The sequence below is a fragment of the Pseudomonas fontis genome (assembly GCF_028656955.1).
Taxonomy (GTDB): domain Bacteria; phylum Pseudomonadota; class Gammaproteobacteria; order Pseudomonadales; family Pseudomonadaceae; genus Aquipseudomonas; species Aquipseudomonas fontis.
This window is the reverse complement of record NZ_JAMDGY010000010.1, coordinates 46,805-65,784: the sequence shown is the minus strand read 5'-3', so window position 1 is coordinate 65,784 and position 18,980 is coordinate 46,805. Positions and strand designations below refer to the sequence as shown.

Annotated in this window: 21 protein-coding genes; 7 read left to right on the top strand and 14 right to left on the bottom strand. The window is 62.6% G+C overall.

Features of this window, described 5'->3' with window-relative positions; genetic code table 11:
* Positions 1–45: 45 nt before the first annotated feature.
* From M5G11_RS02980 to M5G11_RS02965, 4 genes are all read right to left on the bottom strand, one after another.
* Positions 46–585, bottom strand: a complete 540-nt coding sequence (locus M5G11_RS02980; RefSeq protein ID WP_420793841.1) for a DUF2589 domain-containing protein — start codon at positions 583–585, stop codon at positions 46–48.
* 112 nt (positions 586–697) lie between these two features.
* On the bottom strand, positions 698–1,348 hold the full coding sequence (locus tag M5G11_RS02975) for a DUF2589 domain-containing protein (protein ID WP_273912245.1): 651 nt from the start codon (positions 1,346–1,348) through the stop codon (positions 698–700).
* Between the two features lie 55 nt (positions 1,349–1,403).
* Positions 1,404–1,784 carry a Mor transcription activator family protein gene (locus M5G11_RS02970; RefSeq protein WP_273912244.1) on the bottom strand — a complete coding sequence of 127 codons (381 nt, stop codon included), beginning with the start codon at positions 1,782–1,784 and terminating at the stop codon, positions 1,404–1,406.
* Between the two features lie 243 nt (positions 1,785–2,027).
* Positions 2,028–2,483, bottom strand: a complete 456-nt coding sequence (locus M5G11_RS02965; protein ID WP_273912243.1) for a hypothetical protein — start codon at positions 2,481–2,483, stop codon at positions 2,028–2,030.
* Between the two features lie 161 nt (positions 2,484–2,644).
* Here M5G11_RS02965 and M5G11_RS02960 point away from each other — a divergent pair, with 161 nt between their 5' ends.
* On the top strand, positions 2,645–2,833 hold the full coding sequence (locus tag M5G11_RS02960; RefSeq protein WP_273912242.1) for a hypothetical protein: 189 nt from the start codon (positions 2,645–2,647) through the stop codon (positions 2,831–2,833).
* Between the two features lie 45 nt (positions 2,834–2,878).
* Here the strand turns inward: M5G11_RS02960 and M5G11_RS02955 are convergent, their stop codons facing one another.
* On the bottom strand, positions 2,879–3,268 hold the full coding sequence (locus M5G11_RS02955; protein WP_273912241.1) for a fe2+ zn2+ uptake regulation protein: 390 nt from the start codon (positions 3,266–3,268) through the stop codon (positions 2,879–2,881).
* A 215-nt stretch (positions 3,269–3,483) separates the two neighbouring features.
* On the opposite strand from M5G11_RS02955, the gene pvdQ reads away from it, so the two are divergent.
* Entirely contained in the window at positions 3,484–5,814 is a 2,331-nt protein-coding gene (gene pvdQ, locus M5G11_RS02950) for a bifunctional acylase PvdQ (RefSeq protein ID WP_273912240.1), read from the top strand.
* Positions 5,815–5,917: 103 nt separating this feature from the next.
* On the opposite strand, the gene trhP is transcribed toward pvdQ, so the two are convergent.
* Complete coding sequence (gene trhP / locus M5G11_RS02945) at positions 5,918–7,237, bottom strand: prephenate-dependent tRNA uridine(34) hydroxylase TrhP (RefSeq protein WP_273912239.1); 1,320 nt, start codon at positions 7,235–7,237, stop codon at positions 5,918–5,920.
* Between the two features lie 120 nt (positions 7,238–7,357).
* On the opposite strand from trhP, the gene M5G11_RS02940 reads away from it, so the two are divergent.
* Complete coding sequence (locus M5G11_RS02940; RefSeq protein WP_273912238.1) at positions 7,358–8,419, top strand: AI-2E family transporter; 1,062 nt, start codon at positions 7,358–7,360, stop codon at positions 8,417–8,419.
* 3 nt (positions 8,420–8,422) lie between these two features.
* Here M5G11_RS02940 and M5G11_RS02935 read toward each other — a convergent pair whose 3' ends face one another.
* Positions 8,423–10,525, bottom strand: coding sequence for a TonB-dependent receptor family protein (locus M5G11_RS02935; protein ID WP_273912237.1), 2,103 nt, complete (start codon positions 10,523–10,525; stop codon positions 8,423–8,425).
* A 202-nt stretch (positions 10,526–10,727) separates the two neighbouring features.
* Between M5G11_RS02935 and M5G11_RS02930 the strand changes: the two genes are divergently transcribed.
* From M5G11_RS02930 to M5G11_RS02920, 3 genes are read left to right on the top strand one after another with little or no spacing between them, the layout of a single operon-like run.
* Positions 10,728–10,994, top strand: a complete 267-nt coding sequence (locus tag M5G11_RS02930; protein ID WP_273912236.1) for a response regulator transcription factor — start codon at positions 10,728–10,730, stop codon at positions 10,992–10,994.
* 34 nt (positions 10,995–11,028) lie between these two features.
* The gene (locus M5G11_RS02925; protein WP_273912235.1) at positions 11,029–11,376 is read left to right on the top strand and encodes a head completion/stabilization protein; all 348 of its coding nucleotides are present in this window, start codon (positions 11,029–11,031) and stop codon (positions 11,374–11,376) included.
* Positions 11,369–11,722 carry a putative holin gene (locus tag M5G11_RS02920; RefSeq protein ID WP_273912234.1) on the top strand — a complete coding sequence of 118 codons (354 nt, stop codon included), beginning with the start codon at positions 11,369–11,371 and terminating at the stop codon, positions 11,720–11,722. The genes M5G11_RS02925 and M5G11_RS02920 overlap by 8 nt, the downstream gene beginning before the upstream one ends.
* 12 nt (positions 11,723–11,734) lie before the next feature.
* On the opposite strand, the gene M5G11_RS02915 is transcribed toward M5G11_RS02920, so the two are convergent.
* A complete protein-coding gene (locus tag M5G11_RS02915) occupies positions 11,735–12,124 on the bottom strand; it encodes a helix-turn-helix domain-containing protein (RefSeq protein ID WP_273912233.1) in 390 nt (129 codons plus the stop codon).
* Between the two features lie 237 nt (positions 12,125–12,361).
* Between M5G11_RS02915 and M5G11_RS02910 the strand changes: the two genes are divergently transcribed.
* Positions 12,362–12,640: an Ogr/Delta-like zinc finger protein gene (locus tag M5G11_RS02910; RefSeq protein WP_273912232.1), complete on the top strand. Its 279-nt coding sequence runs from the start codon at positions 12,362–12,364 to the stop codon at positions 12,638–12,640.
* A 67-nt stretch (positions 12,641–12,707) separates the two neighbouring features.
* Here the strand turns inward: M5G11_RS02910 and nuoN are convergent, their stop codons facing one another.
* From nuoN to nuoI, 6 genes are read right to left on the bottom strand one after another with little or no spacing between them, the layout of a single operon-like run.
* Complete coding sequence (gene nuoN, locus M5G11_RS02905; protein ID WP_273912231.1) at positions 12,708–14,177, bottom strand: NADH-quinone oxidoreductase subunit NuoN; 1,470 nt, start codon at positions 14,175–14,177, stop codon at positions 12,708–12,710.
* A 7-nt stretch (positions 14,178–14,184) separates the two neighbouring features.
* Entirely contained in the window at positions 14,185–15,717 is a 1,533-nt protein-coding gene (gene nuoM / locus M5G11_RS02900; protein WP_273912230.1) for an NADH-quinone oxidoreductase subunit M, read from the bottom strand.
* Positions 15,718–15,756: 39 nt separating this feature from the next.
* Complete coding sequence (gene nuoL / locus M5G11_RS02895; protein WP_273912229.1) at positions 15,757–17,610, bottom strand: NADH-quinone oxidoreductase subunit L; 1,854 nt, start codon at positions 17,608–17,610, stop codon at positions 15,757–15,759.
* Positions 17,607–17,915, bottom strand: coding sequence for an NADH-quinone oxidoreductase subunit NuoK (gene nuoK / locus M5G11_RS02890; protein ID WP_273912228.1), 309 nt, complete (start codon positions 17,913–17,915; stop codon positions 17,607–17,609). Before nuoK ends, nuoL begins: the two co-directional genes overlap by 4 nt.
* A 4-nt stretch (positions 17,916–17,919) precedes the next feature.
* Positions 17,920–18,420 carry an NADH-quinone oxidoreductase subunit J gene (nuoJ, locus tag M5G11_RS02885; protein ID WP_273912227.1) on the bottom strand — a complete coding sequence of 167 codons (501 nt, stop codon included), beginning with the start codon at positions 18,418–18,420 and terminating at the stop codon, positions 17,920–17,922.
* A gap of 9 nt (positions 18,421–18,429) precedes the next feature.
* Positions 18,430–18,978, bottom strand: a complete 549-nt coding sequence (gene nuoI / locus M5G11_RS02880) for an NADH-quinone oxidoreductase subunit NuoI (protein ID WP_163944920.1) — start codon at positions 18,976–18,978, stop codon at positions 18,430–18,432.
* Between the last annotated feature and the right edge of the window lie 2 nt (positions 18,979–18,980).

The window sequence follows — 18,980 nt, the reverse complement described above, 5'->3', positions numbered from 1 at the left end:
GCGGACTCCAGCGCAGCCTGACGGCAGCGGCTACAACGCCAGTGTTCAGCGCACCGTTGCCGCCTCGATGAATTCATTGCTCGGCGGCCCATCGGTTGCCTCGCTCTGGCGGATCGGGCTGATCAGGTTGGTGTACTCCTCAATCAACCGGTTCAGCGCCTCTGGCGGTTCACACGCCTGGAACTGCAAGCGGATCTGCACTTCATCCGGATCACGCGTGTCCCCCTGGCGCTTGTTCGCGCCCACCTTGACGAAGAACCGTTCGTGGCTCAACTCACCATTGTCCAACGCATGGCGAAAGGACGCCTGCTCGGAGTTCTGGATCTTCACCGACAAATCCACCTGCATCCGCTCCAGGGCCAGGCCGCGCGGCGACACCAGGGCAATCAACGGCACCCGCATGGTATGCCGATCATCCATCGCCACCTCGACCATCTTGGCCTTCATCGGTGTGCCCAAGGCATCGGGGTCATAGTCGAAGAACTGGTCGAAGAGCTTGATGTACTGCTGCGCAATCAGGCTCGTGGTCGCGGCAGCGGCTTCCTGCAAGCCACGGGTGATATCGCACAGATCGCTCGAGGCAATCGGCTCTTTAGCGGGCGGGCGCTGTTCCAATGCACGGTACTCCTCATGCTGGCGGCAAAAAGCCCCACCCGTAAGGGCGGGGCAACACGCTGGGGGTCAAGGGGCGGGGGGATCAGGCCTTGCTGTCTTGCGCGCCGGCATCCGGCATCGGCAGGGCATTGTCAGTTGGCAAGGCTTCAAGGTTTTCCGGCTTGGCGTTCGGCATCACCACCGGCTTGGTGGCCGCGTCGGTGAGGAAGTCGATCACCCGCATCAAGGCTTCTGGCGGGTCCTGGCGGCGCACCTTGGTATTGAAGGCGTAGCGTGCGCGGGTATCGCTCTTGCGGGTTTGCGCCGATTTGCTGGCCACCTGGCCCTTGACGTTGACCTTCAGCGGCCCCCAGCCCAGCGAGGCGCCAAACGAGCCACTGGCCTCGTTCGAACTGCTGTCTTCAGCCTGCTGGCTGATGGTCAGCTCAAACTCGATGTTGCCTTCCTCGATGGTGATGTTCGGGTGGGCGATCGCTGCCAGCAGCGGGATCTGCATCTTCTTCGAGACGGTACCCTTGTATACCCCCTGCTCATCGGTGATGGTCTCGTCGTAGTCGAATTGGATGGCGACCGCCTTGCCATCCTGGATGCAGACACCCATGAGGAAGTCGGCGTAGGCCTTGCTGGCCCCGACCTGGGCTTGGATCATGGCCTGCAACGGACCGGAGATCATCCGGTCCAGGGGCAGGGCGTTGATGACGGAGCCGATCAGGCCGCTGTCGATATCAGGCATGTGAGTTTCCTTCTCTAGGGGTGCGCGTCATGCGCGGAATGTGTGGCAGGTTCGCTCAGCGAGAGAGCGCTTCCTGACGACGGATGTTGCCGATCTGGCGCAGGCTCAGCCCGTACTTGTCCGCCAGTACGCTACGCGACTGGCCAAGCGAGCTTTCCTGCTGGATCTGCTGGTTGCGCAGCTGGCGGTTGAAGTGGTCGGCCTTGGGGATTTCCAGGGCCATCCCGGCGTAGCGTTTGATCAGGGCATCGAGTGCCTCAGCCGGCAGGATCTCGGCCAGGCTGGTGCGTTCGCGATGCTTGGGAATGTATTTCGGGCGCCCGCCATAGATGCTGGTCAGCCGGTAGGCATGTTCAAGGCCGATGCAGTCAATCAGCATCTGCAGCGATTGCGGGAGTTGGTCGATGTCGATTCGGTTCAGGTCGCAGAGTTCCATGATGACTTCCTTGTAGAAGGTATGAGCAAAGAGGATCACTGGGGTGCTGGGGACTGATTCTGGTTGACCGGCGCCTGGGTTCGCTAGGGTGCAAGTGGGTCAGCAGCGGTAGCCATCGCGCCCAGTATTCGTAGGATCGGCAGACCTGCCGAGTAGGTAATGGCGCGGCGGATCACGGGCGGGCCTTGTTCTGCCTGTGTGCGCTCGTTTGCGAATGTGACATGGGTGGGCAACCCGCGCGGTTCAGCACGGCCAGGTGCGCAACAGGCTTACCTGGCTCATGTGCGCCTGCGGATTGGCCGGCAGGCTGGGCGGCAGGTTGCGCCAGTCGACGCGCAGGCAAATCGCGCTCAGCGCGGCCTGGCCCTGCTGGCCCACCACCTGCGGGTGGAAGTCCTTGCGGTACACGGCCAGCGTGGCAGGCTCGGGGGCCACCGAGTCGGCGGTATCCAGGGTGCTTTTCACCAGGCTGGGGATCTGCTGTTGGGAGAGGGTGAAGTGCGCGCCGTCACCGTTGGCGAAATGCCCGGCGGCGCGGGTACGTTGCCACAGCTGCTGCCACTGGCTGGCACTGGCGGTGTCGGCCAGCACGTTGCCCAGTTGCTGCAGGATCGCTTCACTGTGCTGGGTGGTGTCGAAGGCGTGGCTGGTGAGGGCGGTGGTCAGCGCGAGGCTGCCGAGTAGAAGTGTCGAACGCATGGGAGTGGACTCGTCGGTCTGGGCATTTGCCCGGGAGCCCCATGCTTTCAAGAAGTGCTGACGGAAAATACCGGGAAAGCATGCTCCCGCAGTGCATCACGCGGTATGATGGCCGCCGGCCGATTCCGGGCCTTCATCATCTGTGCTGCAAGGATTTTTCCATGACTCAAGGTCAACGCCTGAAATACTCGATCCTGATTTCCCTGGTGGTGCTAGGCGCCATGTTGGGGCTTTCCTACCTGCAAAAACAGGGTGTGATCAGCGAACAGGTGTTCCAATACGTCGCCATCGGCATTGCCGTGGTGGTGGTTGTCGTCAACGGCATCATGCGCCGCAAAGTCAAGTTCTGAGGGTAGACAACCCGGTTGGGGCGGCCGGCCTGTGCCGGCCGTCGCTCAGCGCGAATAGCCGTGTTCGAGCAGTGCCCTGGCCTCGGGGTTGAGGCTGTAGCATTTGTCGATACCCATGCTGATCACGCCTTCTGCGCACAAACGCTTGAGCACTTCGCGCACGCTGAGGAACGACAGCGGGATATCCAGCTGTTCCAGCTGGGTGTGAATGCCGCGAACGCCGATACTGCGGCCATTGCGATCAGCCAGGTGCAAGGCATCGATGACCTTGAGGCGGATCAGGCTGGTACGCAGCCCGAATGCCCTGAGCAGCTCGCGGATATGTTCGTTGCCAGCGCGTTCTTCGCTCTCCGGCACGTCGACCTTGCCCTGCAACGGGGCATTGACCTTGCGTTTGAAACGTAGCGCAATGGCCGGTTGTTGCTGGTTCTGCATGTGAAAACTCCCTTTTCCAGAGCCTGTCCAGTTTGCGTATTCGATTGCCGTTCACATCTAATAAGACGAACGAGATCGCAAAATCTGCAGCCCCTGAAGAAAAAAATGTTGTTGCTCTCCCAAAAAGACGAACGGGCGACGCAAAACACGTAAATTTTTCATCCGGGCTTCGTTATTTCAGGATGACTATCCATCCTGATCCTGCAGGAGTTCGCGTGATCCTTGACCGTCCGCTTCCAACACTGTGCCTGGCTGCCCTGCTGGTCGGCCTTAGCCTGAGTGCCCAGGCACGCGTTGCCCCGCCTGGCGATGCCATCGCCGAGATTCGCCGTACCAGCTACGGCGTCCCGCATATCCTGGCCAAGGATGAACGCGGCCTGGGCTATGGCATCGGCTATGCCTACGCACAGGACAACCTGTGCCTGCTGGGCAATGAAGTGGTCACGGTCAACGCGGAGCGCTCGCGTTATTTCGGGCCTCAGCAGAAGACCTTCGAGCAGCGCGAAAACCTCACCAGCGACCTGTTCTTCAGTTGGCTGAACACCCCGACGGCGGTGTTCGGTTTCTGGCAGGCGCAACCGCAGCCGATTCGCGCGCTGCTGGAAGGTTACGCCCAGGGTTACAACCGGGCATTGAGCGAGCGCCGTGCCCAGGGCCTGCCAGGCGAGTGCCAGCAGGCCGAGTGGTTGCGGCCGATCACGGCACTGGACCTGGTCAAGCTGACCCGGCGCCTGCTGGTCGAAGGCGGAGTCGGCCAGTTTGCCGAAGCGCTGGTGGCTGCGGCGCCGCCCAAGGCCACCGCTGCCTTGAACTCTGAGGCCTTCACCCAGGCCCAGGCGCGCCGTGAGCAGTTTGCCTTGGAACGTGGCAGCAACGCGGTGGCGGTCGGCCATGAGCGCTCCTTCAATGGGCGCGGCATGCTGCTGGCCAACCCGCATTTTCCGTGGGCCGGCGGCATGCGCTTCTACCAGATGCAACTGACCGTGCCAGGCAAGCTGGAGGTCATGGGCGCTGCGTTGCCAGGCCTGCCGCTGATCAATATCGGTTTCAACAAGCACCTGGCCTGGACCCATACGGTCGACACCTCCAAGCATTTCACGGTGTTCCGCCTGCAGCTCGACCCGAAAGACCCGACCCGCTACATGCTGGATGGCAAGTCGTTGCCGCTCACCCGCCAGCACCTGGCGGTGACGGTCAAGGGTGAGGATGGCAAGTTGCAACAGGTCAGCCGTGACGTCTACAGCTCAAGCTTCGGCCCGGTGGTGGTGTGGCCGGGCAAGCTCGACTGGACCCCTGGCGTGGCCTTCAGCCTGCGCGATGCCAACCTGGAAAACACCCGGGTGCTGCAGCAGTGGTACAGCATGAACCAGGCCGACAGCCTCAAGGCCTTGCAACACTCGGTGCAGCAATTGCAGGGTATCCCGTGGGTCAACACCCTGGCGGTGGATGCCAAGGGCAACACGTTGTACCTGAACCAGTCGGTGGTGCCGTATGTCGACAAGGCGCTGCTGGCGCAGTGCAGCGACCCGGCGGCGGGGCAGGAGGTCATCGTCCTCGACGGCTCGCGCAGCGCCTGCAACTGGAAGGTTGATCCGCGTGCCGCGCAGCCGGGCATCTTCCCGGCGCAGATGCAGCCCACGCTGGAGCGTGCGGACTTCGTCCAGCACTCAAACGACTCGGCCTGGATGGTCAACCCGGCGCAGCCCTTGCAGGGCTTCTCGCCGCTGATCAGCCGTGACGACCAACCCCTGGGGCCGCGCAGCCGCTTTGCCTTGCAGCGCCTGGCGAGCCTGGAGAAGGCCGGCAAGATCGGCACAGCCGACCTGCAGAACATGGTGATGGACGATCAGGTGTACCTGGCCGAGCTGGTCCTGCCAGACCTGCTGCAATGGTGCGCCGGGGTTGCCGATGACCCGCAGCTCAAGGCAGTGTGCTCCAGCCTCAAGACCTGGGATGGCCAGGCGAACCTGGACAGTGGTATCGGCCTGGTGCACTTCCAGAACATCGTCCGGGCGTTGAGCCAGAAGGGTGGTTTCTGGCGCGTGGCCTTCGACCCGGCCGACCCGCAGCACACCCCGCGAGGCCTGGCGATTGAGCAGCCGGCCGTAGCAGCGCAATTGCGCGAAGCGGTACTGGCTTCGGCGAAGCGGGTGGCGGATGCCGGGCTGGGCGACAATACCCGCTGGGGGCAGATCCAGCAGGCCAGCGATGGCACGCCGATCCATGGCGGGCCGGCGGAGTTGGGCGTGTACAACGCCATTCAGAGTGTCGAGATTGCGCCGGGCAAGCGCCTGGTGGTGAGTGGCACCAGCTACCTGCAATTGGTCACCTTTGATGAGCACGGGCCGCAGGCCGTGGGCTTGCTGGCGTTCTCGCAGTCGAGCGAGAAGGGTTCGCTGCATGGCAGCGACCAGACCAAGGCGTTTTCGGCCAAGCACTGGCAGCGCATTCCGTTCACCGAGGCACAGATCAAGGCTGACCCGCAGTACCGGGTGCAGGTGATTCGTGAGGTGGATGGGGCGAAGGTGGCGCTCAGCAAGCCTTGACCTTGAGGGCCCCATCGCGGGACTAGCCCGCTCCCACAAGTGTTATCTGGATCTGTAGGGCCTGTGGGAGCGGGCTGGTCCCGCGATGAGGCCAGCACTGCCCCTACAGATTCAAATCCCGCAGCAGCAACCCATACTCCAGCTCCACCTGCTCCGGAATCGGCAGGTACACCACATGCCCATCCCCCGGTGCGACCTCGATCGGGTTGCCCTGACGATCACGCAACTGGTGCAGGTCGAAGTGGTAGTTGCCACGCGGCGTCATCAATTCCAGATGGTCGTCCAGGGCAAAGCGGTTCTTCACCCGCACTTCGGCCAGGCCGCCAACCCGTTCCCCGGTCAACTCGCCGACAAACTGCTGGCGCTCCGACACCGAGCTGCCGCGCTCATAGTTCTGATACTCATCGTGCACATGCCGACGCAGGAAGCCCTCGGTGTAGCCACGCTGGGCCAATGACTCCAGGTTGAGCATCAGCGAACGGTCGAACTCGCGGCCCTCGGCCGCATCATCGATGGCTTGCCGGTAGGTTTGCGTCGTGCGCGCGCAGTAGAAGTGCGACTTGGTCCGCCCCTCGATCTTCAGCGAATGCACGCCCATGCGCGCCAGGCGCTCGACATGCTGCACGGCACGCAGGTCCTTGGCGTTCATGATGTAGGTGCCATGCTCGTCCTCGAACACTGGCATGTCTTCGCCAGGGCGTTGGCTTTCCTGCAGCACGAACACCTGCTCGGTTGGCGCGCCAACCCCCAACGTCGGTTCAACATGGCGAACGATATCGCCAGTCTCGTTCTCCGTGGCCGGCGTGGCGCTGTACTGCCAGCGGCAGGCATTGGTGCAACTGCCCTGGTTGGCATCGCGGCGGTTCAGGTAGCCCGACAGCAGGCAGCGTCCGGAATAGGCCATGCACAAGGCGCCATGCACGAACACCTCCAGCTCCATGCCCGGCACCTGCTGGCGGATTTCCTCGATCTCCTCCAGCGACAGCTCGCGGGACAGGATCACCCGGCTCAGCCCCATCTGCTGCCAGAACGCCACGCTCGCCCAGTTCACCGTATTGGCCTGCACCGAGAGGTGGATCGGCATCTGCGGGAAGTGCTCGCGCACCAGCATGATCAGCCCCGGGTCGGACATGATCAGCGCATCCGGGGCCATCTCGATCACCGGCGCCAGGTCCTTGAGGAAGGTCTTGAGCTTGGCGTTGTGCGGGGCGATGTTCACCACCACGTAGAAGCGCTTGCCCTGGGCCTGCGCCTCGCGGATGCCGAGGGCAAGGTTGGCGTGGTCGAACTCGTTGTTGCGTACCCGCAGGCTGTAGCGCGGCTGCCCGGCATACACGGCATCGGCGCCGTAGGCAAAGGCGTAGCGCATGTTCTTCAGGGTGCCGGCCGGGGCGAGCAGTTCGGGGCGATGCAACTGGGTCATGGTAGGGTCGCGCAAAAGGCGAGGATGCTAACGCTGTGGCCATCTGCGTTTATTGATCTGGAGCAAGGGCACTTTCTGTAATGCGCGGCGCACTAACGTTCAGAGCACAAAGGAGTGGACATGAACGAAACGGCCCTGCAACACAAAGCCCTGCTGGTATTACTGGTGCTGGTGACCCTTGCCTTCATCTGGATCCTGTTGCCGTACTACGGTGCAGTGTTCTGGGCGGTGATCCTCGGCATCGTCTTCGCGCCGCTGCAACGACGCCTGTTGTTGCGCCTGGGCTGGCGCCGCAACCTGGCGGCCGGGATGACGCTGCTGATCTGCCTGTTGATCGCCATCTTGCCGGTGATCGTCATCAGCACCCTGCTGGTGCAGGAAGGGGCCACGCTGTACAAGCGCATCGAAAGCGGCCAGCTGGATATCGCCGGCTACATCGAACACTTCAAGGACCTGCTGCCCGCGTTTGCCCAGAATGGCCTTGAGCGCATGGGCATGGGCGACCTGGAAGGGCTGCGCGACAATATCGCCAAGGGCGCGATGCAAGGCAGCCAGTTCTTCGCCGGGCAGGCATTCAGTTTCGGCCAGGGCACCTTCGAGTTTGTGGTGAGCTTCGGCATCATGCTGTACCTGTTGTTCTTCTTCCTGCGCGACGGCGCGGAACTGGTGCGCAAGATCCGTGCGGCGGTGCCGTTGGCCGAGCAGCAAAAGCGCCGGCTGCAACTGAAGTTCAACCGCGTGGTGCGTGCCACGGTGAAAGGCAACCTGCTGGTGGCCGTGACCCAGGGCGCGCTGGGCGGGATCATCTTCTGGTTCCTCGACATCCCCAGCGTGCTGGTCTGGGCCGTGGCAATGGCGTTCCTGTCGCTGTTGCCGGCGGTGGGCGCGGGGATCGTCTGGGGGCCGGTGGCGGCGTATTTCCTGCTTAACGGGATGATCTGGCAGGGGGCGGTGCTGACGGCGTTCGGGGTGCTGGTGATCGGCATGGTCGACAACGTCCTGCGGCCGATCCTGGTGGGCAAGGACACGCGCATGCCCGATTACCTGATCCTGATTTCCACCCTCGGCGGCTTGGCGGTGTTCGGCCTCAACGGCTTCGTGATCGGGCCGTTGATTGCCGCCTTGTTCATGTCCAGTTGGGGCATTTTCGTCGCCGGCAAACCGCAGGTGCAGTTGCCGTGACGGTTACTGCCAGCGGTAGGCCACGCCGACATAGGCAGCGAAGCCTTCACCCGGCGTCAGGCGTGCAGCATCCGCCCCCTTGTCGTCATAACCCGGGGTGACCGTCGCGGCGTAGCGCTCGTTGGTCAGGTTGCGCAGGTCGAGCCAGGTCTGCCAGTCCTGCTTGGGCGAGGCGTAGCCGAAAGTTGCACCGAGCACTGCATACGGGTCGGTCGGGTAGGAGTTGGCGTAGTCCACCTGCACCTTGGAGGCCATCTGGGTGTTGAGCCCGGCGTAGAAGCCTGTCGGGTGGTCGAAACGCAGCTCGGCCTGGTAGTAGTGCATCGGGATGCCCGGTAGGCGGTTGTCGCCGAACCTCTCATCGTCGCGGTAGTGGAAGTCGCTGAAGGTGTAGGCCTGACGCAGCGAGACCTTGCCAATGGCGGCACGTTCCCAGAGCAGGCTGTCGAGGCCGGCTTCGATGCCTTGGTGGAGGGTCGGGCTGGCATTCGCTTCGCCGACAATCGAGGCGCTGGTTGAGGTGGCGGCCTGGGTTTCCACAGTCAGCAGTTCATGCCGCACCGCAGAGTAATACCAGGCAAGGTCCCAGCGGCCCCAGTCGGCGTCACCGCGAGCACCCAGCTCCAAGGTGGTGGCGGTCTGGTTTTGCAGTTCGATCGGCTGGATCTGCCGGCCGGCAATGGCCGGTGAACTCCAGATCAACGCCCATGGATGTGGCGGCTCGACCGAACGACTGAGGTTGCCGTAGACCTGCAAATGCGGATTGATGTCGTAGCGCAGGCCCAGGCGCGGCGCGTAGTCCCAGTCATGCTGGCTGACCTTGCCACCGTCAAGCGGATAGCTCACATCGCTTTCGCGGCGGGTGTAGATCATCGCCAGGCCGCTGGTCAGCCACAGGTCCGGGATCAGCTCCAGCTCGTTGCCCACGTGCAGCACGGTGTCGGAGCCTTGATAGCTGAAGTCACGGGTACGGGTGCCGACGGGGATGGCCGGGTTGCTCTGCACCCGCACGAACTCCGAGGCGCCATCATTGGGCAGGTGCTTGGTGGTGCGCCAGCCAATCGTGGTCTTGCTCTCGTGGCCGAACAGGTTGTCGCGGCGCAGGTAGTTCAGCGTGCCACTGACATCGCTGTAGGCGACTTTCAGGCGGTTCGGGCCTTCACGCAGGTCCATCGGGTAGTCGTGATAGACCAGCCCGGCTTCAAGGCGCGAATCGTCCTCCAGGTAGAACGTGGTCTTGTTCGCCAGCCAGGTACTGCCCGGTTGTGGGCGGCTGGCGTCGCGGGCCAGGTAGACCGGGTTGGCCGCACGCGGATCATGCTTGATCTGCTGCTGGGTTACGCGGCCGGCCAGGTCATTTTCGGTTTCCCGGTAGCGCAGGTAGAAGCGGGTTTCCAGGTTCGGGTTGAAGCGGTAGCCGACGTTGGCGGCGATGCCTTTGCCACTGCCGCTGCTGTGCTCCTGGTAGCCGTCGTACTGCGAATCGGTCAGGGCCACGTAGTAGTCGAGGTCGCCCAGCACCTGGCCGGAGCTGACATGGCGTTTCATGTAGCCGCGGCTGCCCGCTTCATAGCGCAGCTCCAGCGGCGCCGCGTCATAGCCGGTATGGGTGACATAGTTGATCGCGCCGCCCAGGGCCAGTGCGCCCCGATCAAAACCATTGGCACCGCGTAACACTTCGGCACGGCTCAGCCACAGGGGTTCGAACAGCTCATAGGGCGTACCCCCAGGGCCGGTCAGCGGCAGGCCGTCGAACAGCGTGTAGACCCCGGAGCCATGGCTGCCGGGCGCGCGGTTGATACCCGATCCGCGAATCGACAGCTTGACCCCATCATTGCCCGCCGATTGCGCAAACACCCCAGGTTGGTAGGCCAGCACGTCCTGGTTGCTGGCGACGCGGCCCTGGCCCACGCGCTGCATGTCGACCAGGTTGGTTGCCCCGGACACTTGTTGCAGGCGTTCGCGGGCGGCGGCCAACTCGCTCTGCTGCTGGGCGTCGATCACCACCTGGTCCAATTCGACGGGCGTGGCGGCGTGGGTCTGGGTACTGGCGAGGAACAGGCCGAGCAGGCCAAGGGAAGAAGGGCGGGGCAAAGGGGGGCGCATCGTACAACTCCAACGGCTGCGACTGGCGGACATGAACCATCAGACGCACGAAGTCGGCGTCGGAGCACGCCTGTCGTTGCCCAGGAGGGTGCAGGTTTTTGTTACCTGCTTTTGTAGCCGCGTTCTCTACAAGTGCCGTCGCTGGCCCGCTTGCCACTGCGCTTCGTATGGTTTGTGCATTCCCATTCACGTAGTGCACACCATGATTGCTTCCAGCCAACTCCCCAAGCGAAACCCCGCGAGCGGCCCGATCGAGCGTACCGCCACGATTCACCTGACGCCCCGTGAAGAGCAGGTCCTGTACTACTGCGCCCTGGCCAAGACCTCCTGGGAGATCGGCACGATTCTCGGCTGCAAAGCCTCCACGGTGAACTACCACATCGGCAACATCCTCAGGAAATTTGCCGTCTGTTCACGGGTCGCCGCCGTCATCAAGGCGCTGCGCTACGGCCTGTTGAAGCTCCAGTAGCGCCACAGCACCCTTTACTGAAAAGGAAATCCCCATGCACAGCAGAAAATGCAGCCACTGGTTGGCCAGCCATGATCCGTTTTGGCCGCGTATCCATCTTGGCGCGCTGCGCGAGCAGCTCGAGCTGCCTGCGCAGGTCAGCGATGCCCGCCTTGAAGTTGCCGCGCTTGGCGCGGTGCGCCATGTCGGGCAACTGTTTGCACACTGGCGCAAGGACCTGCGCGCGTTGGGCTATCGGCGTCTGGACGATGTGTCCGCCAGTGGCGGTCAGTCGCGCTTGACCGGCAGCTACCTGCGCGCCGTACGGGTACGCACACGCCAGGCATTGCATAGCGGCCTGCATATCGTGGAGTGTCGGTCAGGGGCGCGCGGCGATGAGTGAGCCAACCAGCGCCAGCCTTTCCAGCCTGTTTGTCGGCTTGGGCCTGGCCTCGTTCATGCCGCCGGTCGATGGCAATGCGCTGTTCGGTGCAGTGCTCGGAGCCTGGCTGGTGGCCAGTACCCGGAGCATGCTCAAGGCCTGGCAACGCCTGGGTTCGTTGTTCCTGTCGGCGGGGGTGGGCTATCTGTTCTCGCCGCTGGTGCTGTCGATGGCGCCGTTTCTCGACCGGGGGGTGGCCGCATTTGTCGCCGCCGTGGTGGTGATCCCGATCAGCATCAAGGTGATGATCTGGGTCGACAGCACGGACCTGCGCGATATCGTGCGGCGATTGCGCGGTGGCAATTGAACGCCGCGGTGCTCAGGCCTTGGCGTGCAACTGCTGGTTCAGGGCCTGCACCTGTTGTTCCAGTTCGCGCAGGCGGTGTTTTTCCTGCACCGCCAGGGTAATGGCCTGCAGGTCGAGTGGGTGCAGGGTGCGCAGTTGCTCAAGCAACTGCACTTCGCTGACACACGCCTGGGCCGGCTGGCCACGCAACTGAGGGCCTTCACCCAGCAATAGCCAGTCGAGTGAGAGCCCGTGGCGTAGCGCCAGTTCTATGCAAATCGAGTAAGGCACGCTGTCTCGTACCTTCCAGCTGCTCAAGGTTTGGGGGCTTACGCCCAATGCACTGGAAAGCCCGGAATCGGTACTGGAGGCAGTCACGATCTTCATGCGGGTCAGCACCGCAGCAAACCCACTCGCACTCATTTTGCGTATCCCTGTCGGATATTTACTTGGCGTCTTGTAAAAGTATATTCAAATTGAGTAAATAAGCTCAGTAACATTGACTGCTACCCGGAAGGAGATGGTCCTAATGATGAGAAAATCCAAACAAAAAAGGAAAAAATCCTTCAGTTGTTTTCCCTTCATCCTACAGGTGAATAACGATTCAACAACTTGTAATTACGTAGATGGTTTGCTGTTCGGGAAGTGCAGGGGGCGTATGTGAGTACTTACAAACTGGTTTGCCCGCACTGTAAAAGCCGTATGCGCATCCGTACCAGCGAAGGCCGCCATATCTTCCTGCGTGTGGCGTACCTGCAGTGCACCACCGAAGCCTGCGGCTGGGCGGTACGTGCCGAATTCGAGATGACCCATGAACTGTCGCCGAGCGGGATGCCCGACCCGGAAGTGTTCTTGCCGCGTGCGGGTTCAGACCTGCGCCAGGCGGCGTTGAAACCGCAGGAGCAGAAACCGGTGCCTGCCGAGCAGCTTAGCTGCTGAGCCCAGCCGTTTCCCGCCCATAAAAAAACACCCCGCCGAAGCGGGGTGTTGTTTGTTGCAGCAGCAATCAGCCGAGCAACTGCAGGCCTGCATGTTGCACCAGGTCCAGCAATGGTTGCGGGTACACGCCGAGCACGAAGGCCAGGATCGCGATGGCCAGCAGCATGACGCCGCCGGTGCGCTGTTCCCAGTTCAACGGGGCATCGTGACGGCGCAGGTTCGGCTCCATCAGGTACAGGGTGACCATCACGCGCAGGTAGTAGAACACGCCGATGGCGCTACCAATTACCAGGGCACCGACCAGCCACCACAGCTGCGACTCGACGCCGGTCGCGATGATGTAGAACTTGCCGATGAAGCCTGCGGTCAGCGGAATGCCGGCCAGCGACAGCATCATCACGGTCAGTACTGCGGTCAGGTACGGACGGCGCCAGAACAGGCCGCGGTACTCGTACAGTGCATCTGCGTCACGGCCGTTGTACGGCGAGGACATCAGGGTGATCACGCCGAATGCGCCAAGGCTGGTGATCACGTAGGTGACCAGGTACACGCCGATGGCTTCCACGGCCATGCCTTTGCTCGCCACCAGGGCGATCAGCAGGTAACCGAAGTGGGCGATCGAGGAGTAACCCAGCAGACGCTTGAGGTTGCTCTGGGTCAGCGCCAGCAGGTTGCCGATCAGGATCGAGGCCACCGCAATGATCGACAGCACGGTGGTCAGCACGCCGCTGCTGGCAGCGGGGGAGATCATGAACAGGCGAACCACGACCGCGAACACCGCCACCTTGCTGGCAGTGGCCAGGAAGGCGGCGACCGGTGCCGGAGCACCTTCGTAGACGTCCGGGGTCCACAGGTGGAACGGTACCAGCGACAGCTTGAAGGCCAGGCCGACCAGCATCATGCCCAGGCCCAGTTGGGCCATCAGGCTTGGCATGCTGGTGGCCGCCAGTGCCTTGCCGATGCCATCGAAGCTCAGGCTTCCGGCGTCGGCGTAGAGCAGGGCCATACCGAACAGCAGGAACGCCGAACCTGCAGCCGACAGCACCATGTACTTGATGCCGGCTTCCAGCGAGCGCTTGTTGAAGAACGCATAGGCAACCAGGCCATAGACCGGCACCGAGAGCAGCTCCAGGCCGATGAACAGGCCCGCCAGGTGTTGCGCGCACACCAGCACCAGGCCGCCGAGTGCCGACAGCAACAGCAGCAGGTACAGCTCTTCGCGGTTGCCCGGGTAGCCTTTGCCGCCATCACCCAGGTAAGCGTGGGCGAGGGTGACGCAGGCCAGGGTGGCCACCAGGATCAACGCCATGTACAGGCAGGCGAAGTTGTCCACGGTGAGCAGCGGGGTGACCGCCAGCGGTGCGACTTTCAGGGTCGGGATGATCGACAGCAGGGCCAGGTTCAGGCCTATGGTCGACAGCAGGAAGGTTTGCGAATGATTGCGGCGCCAGGCGATGGCCAGCATCACCACGACAATCGTGATACTGGTGATCAGCAGCGGCGCAAGCGCGATAAAGTGTTGAATCGTCAGGTCCATAGCGCTCTTACCGGGCCGAAGCGAGTTGAGTGAAGGCGGAGCCGAGCCACTGCTGCACACCGCTCATGGTGGCGGCGGAAGTGTCCAGGAACGGCTGCGGGAAGACGCCCAGCAGGATCAGCAGGCCAGCCAGGCCCAGTACCATGATCATTTCACGCGAATCCATGCCAGCCAGCACTTCGTCCGACTTCGACGGGCCGAAGTAGGCACGGTGGATCATGATCAGCGAGTACACCGAACCAAATACCAGGCCGGTGGTGGCGATGGCGGTGATCCATGGCGAGCTGACGAAGCTGCCGATCAGGATCAGGAACTCGCCGACAAAGTTGCCGGTACCCGGCAGGCCCAGCGACGCGGCCGCGAAGAACAGGCTGATGGCTGGCAGGTAGGCAATGCGATGCCACAGGCCGCCCATCTGGCGCATGTCACGGGTGTGCAGGCGCTCGTACAGCTGGCCACTGAGGATAAACAGTGCAGCTGCCGACACACCGTGCGCGAGCATCTGGATCACCGCGCCTTGCAGGGCTTGCTGGCTGCCGGAGTAGATCCCGATCAGCACGAAGCCCATGTGCGAAACGCTGGAGAAGGCGATCAGGCGCTTGATGTCGGTTTGCGCGAAGGCCAGGAAGGCACCGTAGAAGATCCCGATCAGACCCAGGGTCATGGCAATCGGGGCGAACTCGGCCGAGGCGTTCGGGAACAGCGGCAGGGCGAAACGCAGCAGGCCATAGGCCGCTGTCTTCAGCAGGATACCGGCCAGGTCGACGGAACCTGCGGTCGGTGCCTGGGCGTGCGCATCCGGCAGCCAGGAGTGGAACGGTACTACCGGCAGCTTGACCGCGAAGGCGATGAAGAAGCCGAGCATCAGCAGGTATTCAGTACCGGCTGGCAGGTCAGCCTTGAGCAGCTGGGTGTAATCGAAGGTGATTACCCCGGTGTTGCCGTAGTTGACCAGTACCAGGCCGAGGATGGCCACCAGCATGATCAGGCCGCTGGCCTGGGTGAAGATGAAGAACTTGGTCGCTGCGTAGATCCGGGTCTTCTTGCCGTCCGAGGAGCTGTGACCCCAGAGCGCGATGAGGAAATACATCGGCACCAGCATCATTTCCCAGAAGAAGAAGAACAGGAACAGGTCCAGGGCCAGGAACACACCGACCACGCCGCCCAGAATCCACATCAGGTTGAGGTGGAAGAAGCCGACGTGGCGCTGGATCTCTTTCCAGGAACACAGGACCGACAGCACACCGAGCAGGCCGGTGAGCAGGATCATCAGCAGCGACAGGCCGTCGAGGGCCAGGTGCAGGCTGATGCCGAAGCGCTCGATCCAGAGCACTTTGAACTCATAGGCCCACTGCGGGGCAGCACCTGGAGCAGGGGCCAGGGTGTAGTCCCCGTTGGCCCACAGCCAGAGGCCGATACCAAGCAGCAGGGACATGGTCAGCAGCGCAATCCAGCGCGGCAGGGTGGCGCCGAAGCGCTCACCCAGCCAGCACAGCAGGCCGCCGATGAAGGGGATCAGGATCAGCCAAGGCAAAATCATGACGGGCTCAATTCCTTTCGCAAAGTCGCAAGATTCATATCAGACCGCAGCCATCAGAACGGCGCCAAGTACAAGCACGGCACCAACGGCGATCGAGGCGGTGTACCAGCGCAGCTGACCGGTTTCGGTTTTGCTCATGGCGGCATGACCGCCTTTTGCCATACGCGGAATCAGGCCAATGCCCTGATCAAGCGGATCCCTGCGCAGGGCGTGGCTGATCAGCAGGTAAGGTTTGACGAACAGCTTGTCGTAGATCCAGTCGAAGCCCCAGGCGGCGAACCACCAGGCCGAAAGGACGCGGCCGATGCTGCTGTTGGCGATCGCGGTAGCCAGGGTACGTTTACCCAGGAACAGCAGCGCAGCCAGCAGGATACCGGCGATGGCGATGGCACCCGAGGCGATCTCCAGGCTGTGCTTGGCTTCGCCACCGGCATGCCCGGCGCTCTGCGGCAGTACACCGGCCAGCGGCGGATGAATCCACGCACCGATGAAGGTCGACAGCACGATCAGCACACCCAGCGGCAGCCAGTGGGAGATCCCGTGGCCGGCGTGGGCTTCGGTCTTCGCTTCGCCGTGGAAGGCGATGAAGATCAGGCGGAAGGTGTACAGCGAGGTCATGAAGGCACCGACCAGGCCGGCGTACAGCAGACCGTTGTTGCCGCTGGCGAAGGCTTCCCAGAGGATCTCGTCCTTGGAGTAGAAGCCGGCGGTCAGCAGCGGCAGGGCAGCCAGGGCGGCACCACCGACGATGAAGCTGGTGTAGGCCAGTGGCAGCTTCTTCCACAGCCCGCCCATCTTGAAGATGTTCTGCTCGTGGTGGCAGGCAACGATCACCGCACCGGAAGCAAGGAACAGCAGGGCCTTGAAGAAGGCGTGGGTCATCAGGTGGAAGATCGCGCCTTCCCAGGCACCTACGCCCAGGGCCAGGAACATGTAGCCGATCTGGCTCATGGTCGAGTAGGCGAGGATACGCTTGATGTCGGTCTGTACCAGCGCGGCAAAGCCGGCCAGCACCAGGGTCACGCCGCCGACTACACCTACCAGGTGCAGTACGTCAGGGGCCAGGGCGAACAGGCCGTGGGTACGGGCGATCAGGTAGACACCGGCGGTTACCATGGTTGCGGCGTGGATCAGTGCCGAAACCGGGGTAGGGCCGGCCATTGCGTCTGCCAGCCAGGTTTGCAGCGGCAGTTGGGCGGATTTACCGACCGCACCACCGAGCAGCATCAGGGTGGCCAGGACCATCCAGAAGTCGCCGGCCTGGAATTTCTGCGGTGCCAGCACCAGCAGTTCCTGAACGTTCAGGGTGCCCAGTTGCTGGAACAGGATGAACAGGCCGATGGCCATGAACACGTCGCCGACGCGGGTCACGATGAAGGCCTTGAGTGCGGCGTTACCGTTGTTGCGGTTGCTGTAGTAGAAACCGATCAACAGGTACGAGCACAGGCCTACGCCTTCCCAACCGAAGTAGATGAACAGCAGGTTGTCGCCCAGGATCAGGAACAACATGCTGGCAATGAACAGGTTGGTGTAGGCGAAGAAGCGCGAGTAACCGGCTTCACCGCGCATGTACCAGGACGCGAACAGGTGGATCAGGAAGCCGACCCCGACCACCACACCGAGCATGGTGACCGACAGGCCATCCAGGTACAGGGTGAAGTTCGGTGCAAAGCCGTCTACCGACATCCACTGCCACAGCAGCTGGCTGTACGCGCCGCCGGCAGGCGGGGTGACGTTGAACTGCCAGATCACGTAGGCGGCGACGATGGCCGAAAGCCCGATCGAGCCTACGCCGATCAGCGCGGACAGGTTCTCCGAGAACCGTCCACGGGAGAACGACAGCAGCAGGAAGCCGATCAGGGGGAATACGAACGTCAGAAAGAGTAGGTTCATCCGCGCATCTCACTGGCTGCATCGATGTCGAGGGTGTGGAAGCGACGGTACAGCTGCAGCAGGATCGCCAGGCCGATACTGGCCTCGGCGGCTGCCAGGCTGATCACCAGGATGAACATCACTTGTCCATCCGGCTGGCCCCAGCGGCTGCCCGCCACGATGAACGCCAGTGCAGAGGCGTTCATCATGATTTCCAGGCTCATCAACACGAAAAGAATGTTGCGACGCACCATCAGGCCGACTAGGCCGAGGCAGAACAGGATACCGGCGACGGCCAGGCCATGTTCGAGAGGAATAGCAGGCATGTGATTACTCCTTCGCCTCGTTGCGGCCGAGGTGGAAGGCCGTTACCGCTGCGGCGAGCAGCAGCATCGAGGCCAGTTCCACCACCAGCAGGTAAGGACCAAACAGGCTGATACCGACGGCTTTGGCGTCGACCGAGGTGTGGCCGATGCCGGCGCCGCTCTGCGTGCTGAACAGCACGTACAGCAGTTCAGCCAGCAGCAGTGCACCGAGGATCACCGGGCCAAGCCAGATCCCCGGCTTGAGCCAGCCGCGCTCCTGGGCGACCGAAGCCGGCCCCAGGTTGAGCATCATCACCACGAAGACGAACAGCACCATGATGGCGCCAGCGTAGGCGATCACTTCCAGTGCGCCGGCAAACGGCGCGCCGAGGGCGAAGAAGGTCATCGCCACGGCGATCAGCGAAATGATGAGGTAGAGCAGGGCATGCACCGGGTTGGTGTTGGTGATCACCCGAAGGGTGGACACCACGGCGACACCGGATGCGAAATAGAAAGCGAATTCCATCTTTCTTCCTTAAGGGAGCAAGCTCTTCACGTTGATCGGCTCGGCTTCGTTCTGCGCGGCGCCTTTCGGCTTGCCGGCAACGGCCATACCTGCAACACGGTAGAAGTTGTAGTCAGGGTTCTTGCCGGGGCCGGAGATCAGCAGATCTTCTTTCTCGTACACCAGGTCCTGACGTTTGAACTCGGCCATTTCGAAATCCGGGGTGAGCTGGATCGCGGTGGTCGGGCAGGCTTCCTCGCACAGGCCGCAGAAAATGCAGCGTGAGAAGTTGATGCGGAAGAACTCGGGGTACCAGCGGCCGTCGTCGGTCTCGGCTTTCTGCAGCGAGATGCAACCCACCGGGCAGGCCACGGCGCACAGGTTGCAGGCCACGCAGCGCTCTTCGCCGTCGGGGTCGCGGGTCAACACGATACGCCCACGGTAGCGCGGCGGCAGGTAGACCGCCTCTTCCGGGTACTGCAGGGTGTCCCGTTTACGGAACCCGTGGGAGAACACCATTACCAGGCTGCGCAGCTGTGTGCCGGTGCCCTTAACGATGTCGCCAATATATTTGAACATGG

What these genes read in the sequence shown, in the direction of transcription:
- M5G11_RS02975 (WP_273912245.1), bottom strand. Translation starts at nt 1,348, where the DNA reads ATGCCTGATATCGACAGCGGCCTGATCGGCTCCGTCATCAACGCCCTG.
- M5G11_RS02970 (WP_273912244.1), bottom strand. Translation starts at nt 1,784, where the DNA reads ATGGAACTCTGCGACCTGAACCGAATCGACATCGACCAACTCCCGCAA.
- M5G11_RS02965 (WP_273912243.1), bottom strand. Translation starts at nt 2,483, where the DNA reads ATGCGTTCGACACTTCTACTCGGCAGCCTCGCGCTGACCACCGCCCTC.
- M5G11_RS02960 (WP_273912242.1), top strand. Translation starts at nt 2,645, where the DNA reads ATGACTCAAGGTCAACGCCTGAAATACTCGATCCTGATTTCCCTGGTG.
- M5G11_RS02955 (WP_273912241.1), bottom strand. Translation starts at nt 3,268, where the DNA reads ATGCAGAACCAGCAACAACCGGCCATTGCGCTACGTTTCAAACGCAAG.
- trhP (WP_273912239.1), bottom strand. Translation starts at nt 7,237, where the DNA reads ATGACCCAGTTGCATCGCCCCGAACTGCTCGCCCCGGCCGGCACCCTG.
- M5G11_RS02940 (WP_273912238.1), top strand. Translation starts at nt 7,358, where the DNA reads ATGAACGAAACGGCCCTGCAACACAAAGCCCTGCTGGTATTACTGGTG.
- M5G11_RS02935 (WP_273912237.1), bottom strand. Translation starts at nt 10,525, where the DNA reads ATGCGCCCCCCTTTGCCCCGCCCTTCTTCCCTTGGCCTGCTCGGCCTG.
- M5G11_RS02930 (WP_273912236.1), top strand. Translation starts at nt 10,728, where the DNA reads ATGATTGCTTCCAGCCAACTCCCCAAGCGAAACCCCGCGAGCGGCCCG.
- M5G11_RS02925 (WP_273912235.1), top strand. Translation starts at nt 11,029, where the DNA reads ATGCACAGCAGAAAATGCAGCCACTGGTTGGCCAGCCATGATCCGTTT.
- M5G11_RS02920 (WP_273912234.1), top strand. Translation starts at nt 11,369, where the DNA reads ATGAGTGAGCCAACCAGCGCCAGCCTTTCCAGCCTGTTTGTCGGCTTG.
- M5G11_RS02915 (WP_273912233.1), bottom strand. Translation starts at nt 12,124, where the DNA reads ATGAGTGCGAGTGGGTTTGCTGCGGTGCTGACCCGCATGAAGATCGTG.
- nuoN (WP_273912231.1), bottom strand. Translation starts at nt 14,177, where the DNA reads ATGGACCTGACGATTCAACACTTTATCGCGCTTGCGCCGCTGCTGATC.
- nuoM (WP_273912230.1), bottom strand. Translation starts at nt 15,717, where the DNA reads ATGATTTTGCCTTGGCTGATCCTGATCCCCTTCATCGGCGGCCTGCTG.
- nuoL (WP_273912229.1), bottom strand. Translation starts at nt 17,610, where the DNA reads ATGAACCTACTCTTTCTGACGTTCGTATTCCCCCTGATCGGCTTCCTG.
- nuoK (WP_273912228.1), bottom strand. Translation starts at nt 17,915, where the DNA reads ATGCCTGCTATTCCTCTCGAACATGGCCTGGCCGTCGCCGGTATCCTG.
- nuoJ (WP_273912227.1), bottom strand. Translation starts at nt 18,420, where the DNA reads ATGGAATTCGCTTTCTATTTCGCATCCGGTGTCGCCGTGGTGTCCACC.
- nuoI (WP_163944920.1), bottom strand. Translation starts at nt 18,978, where the DNA reads ATGTTCAAATATATTGGCGACATCGTTAAGGGCACCGGCACACAGCTG.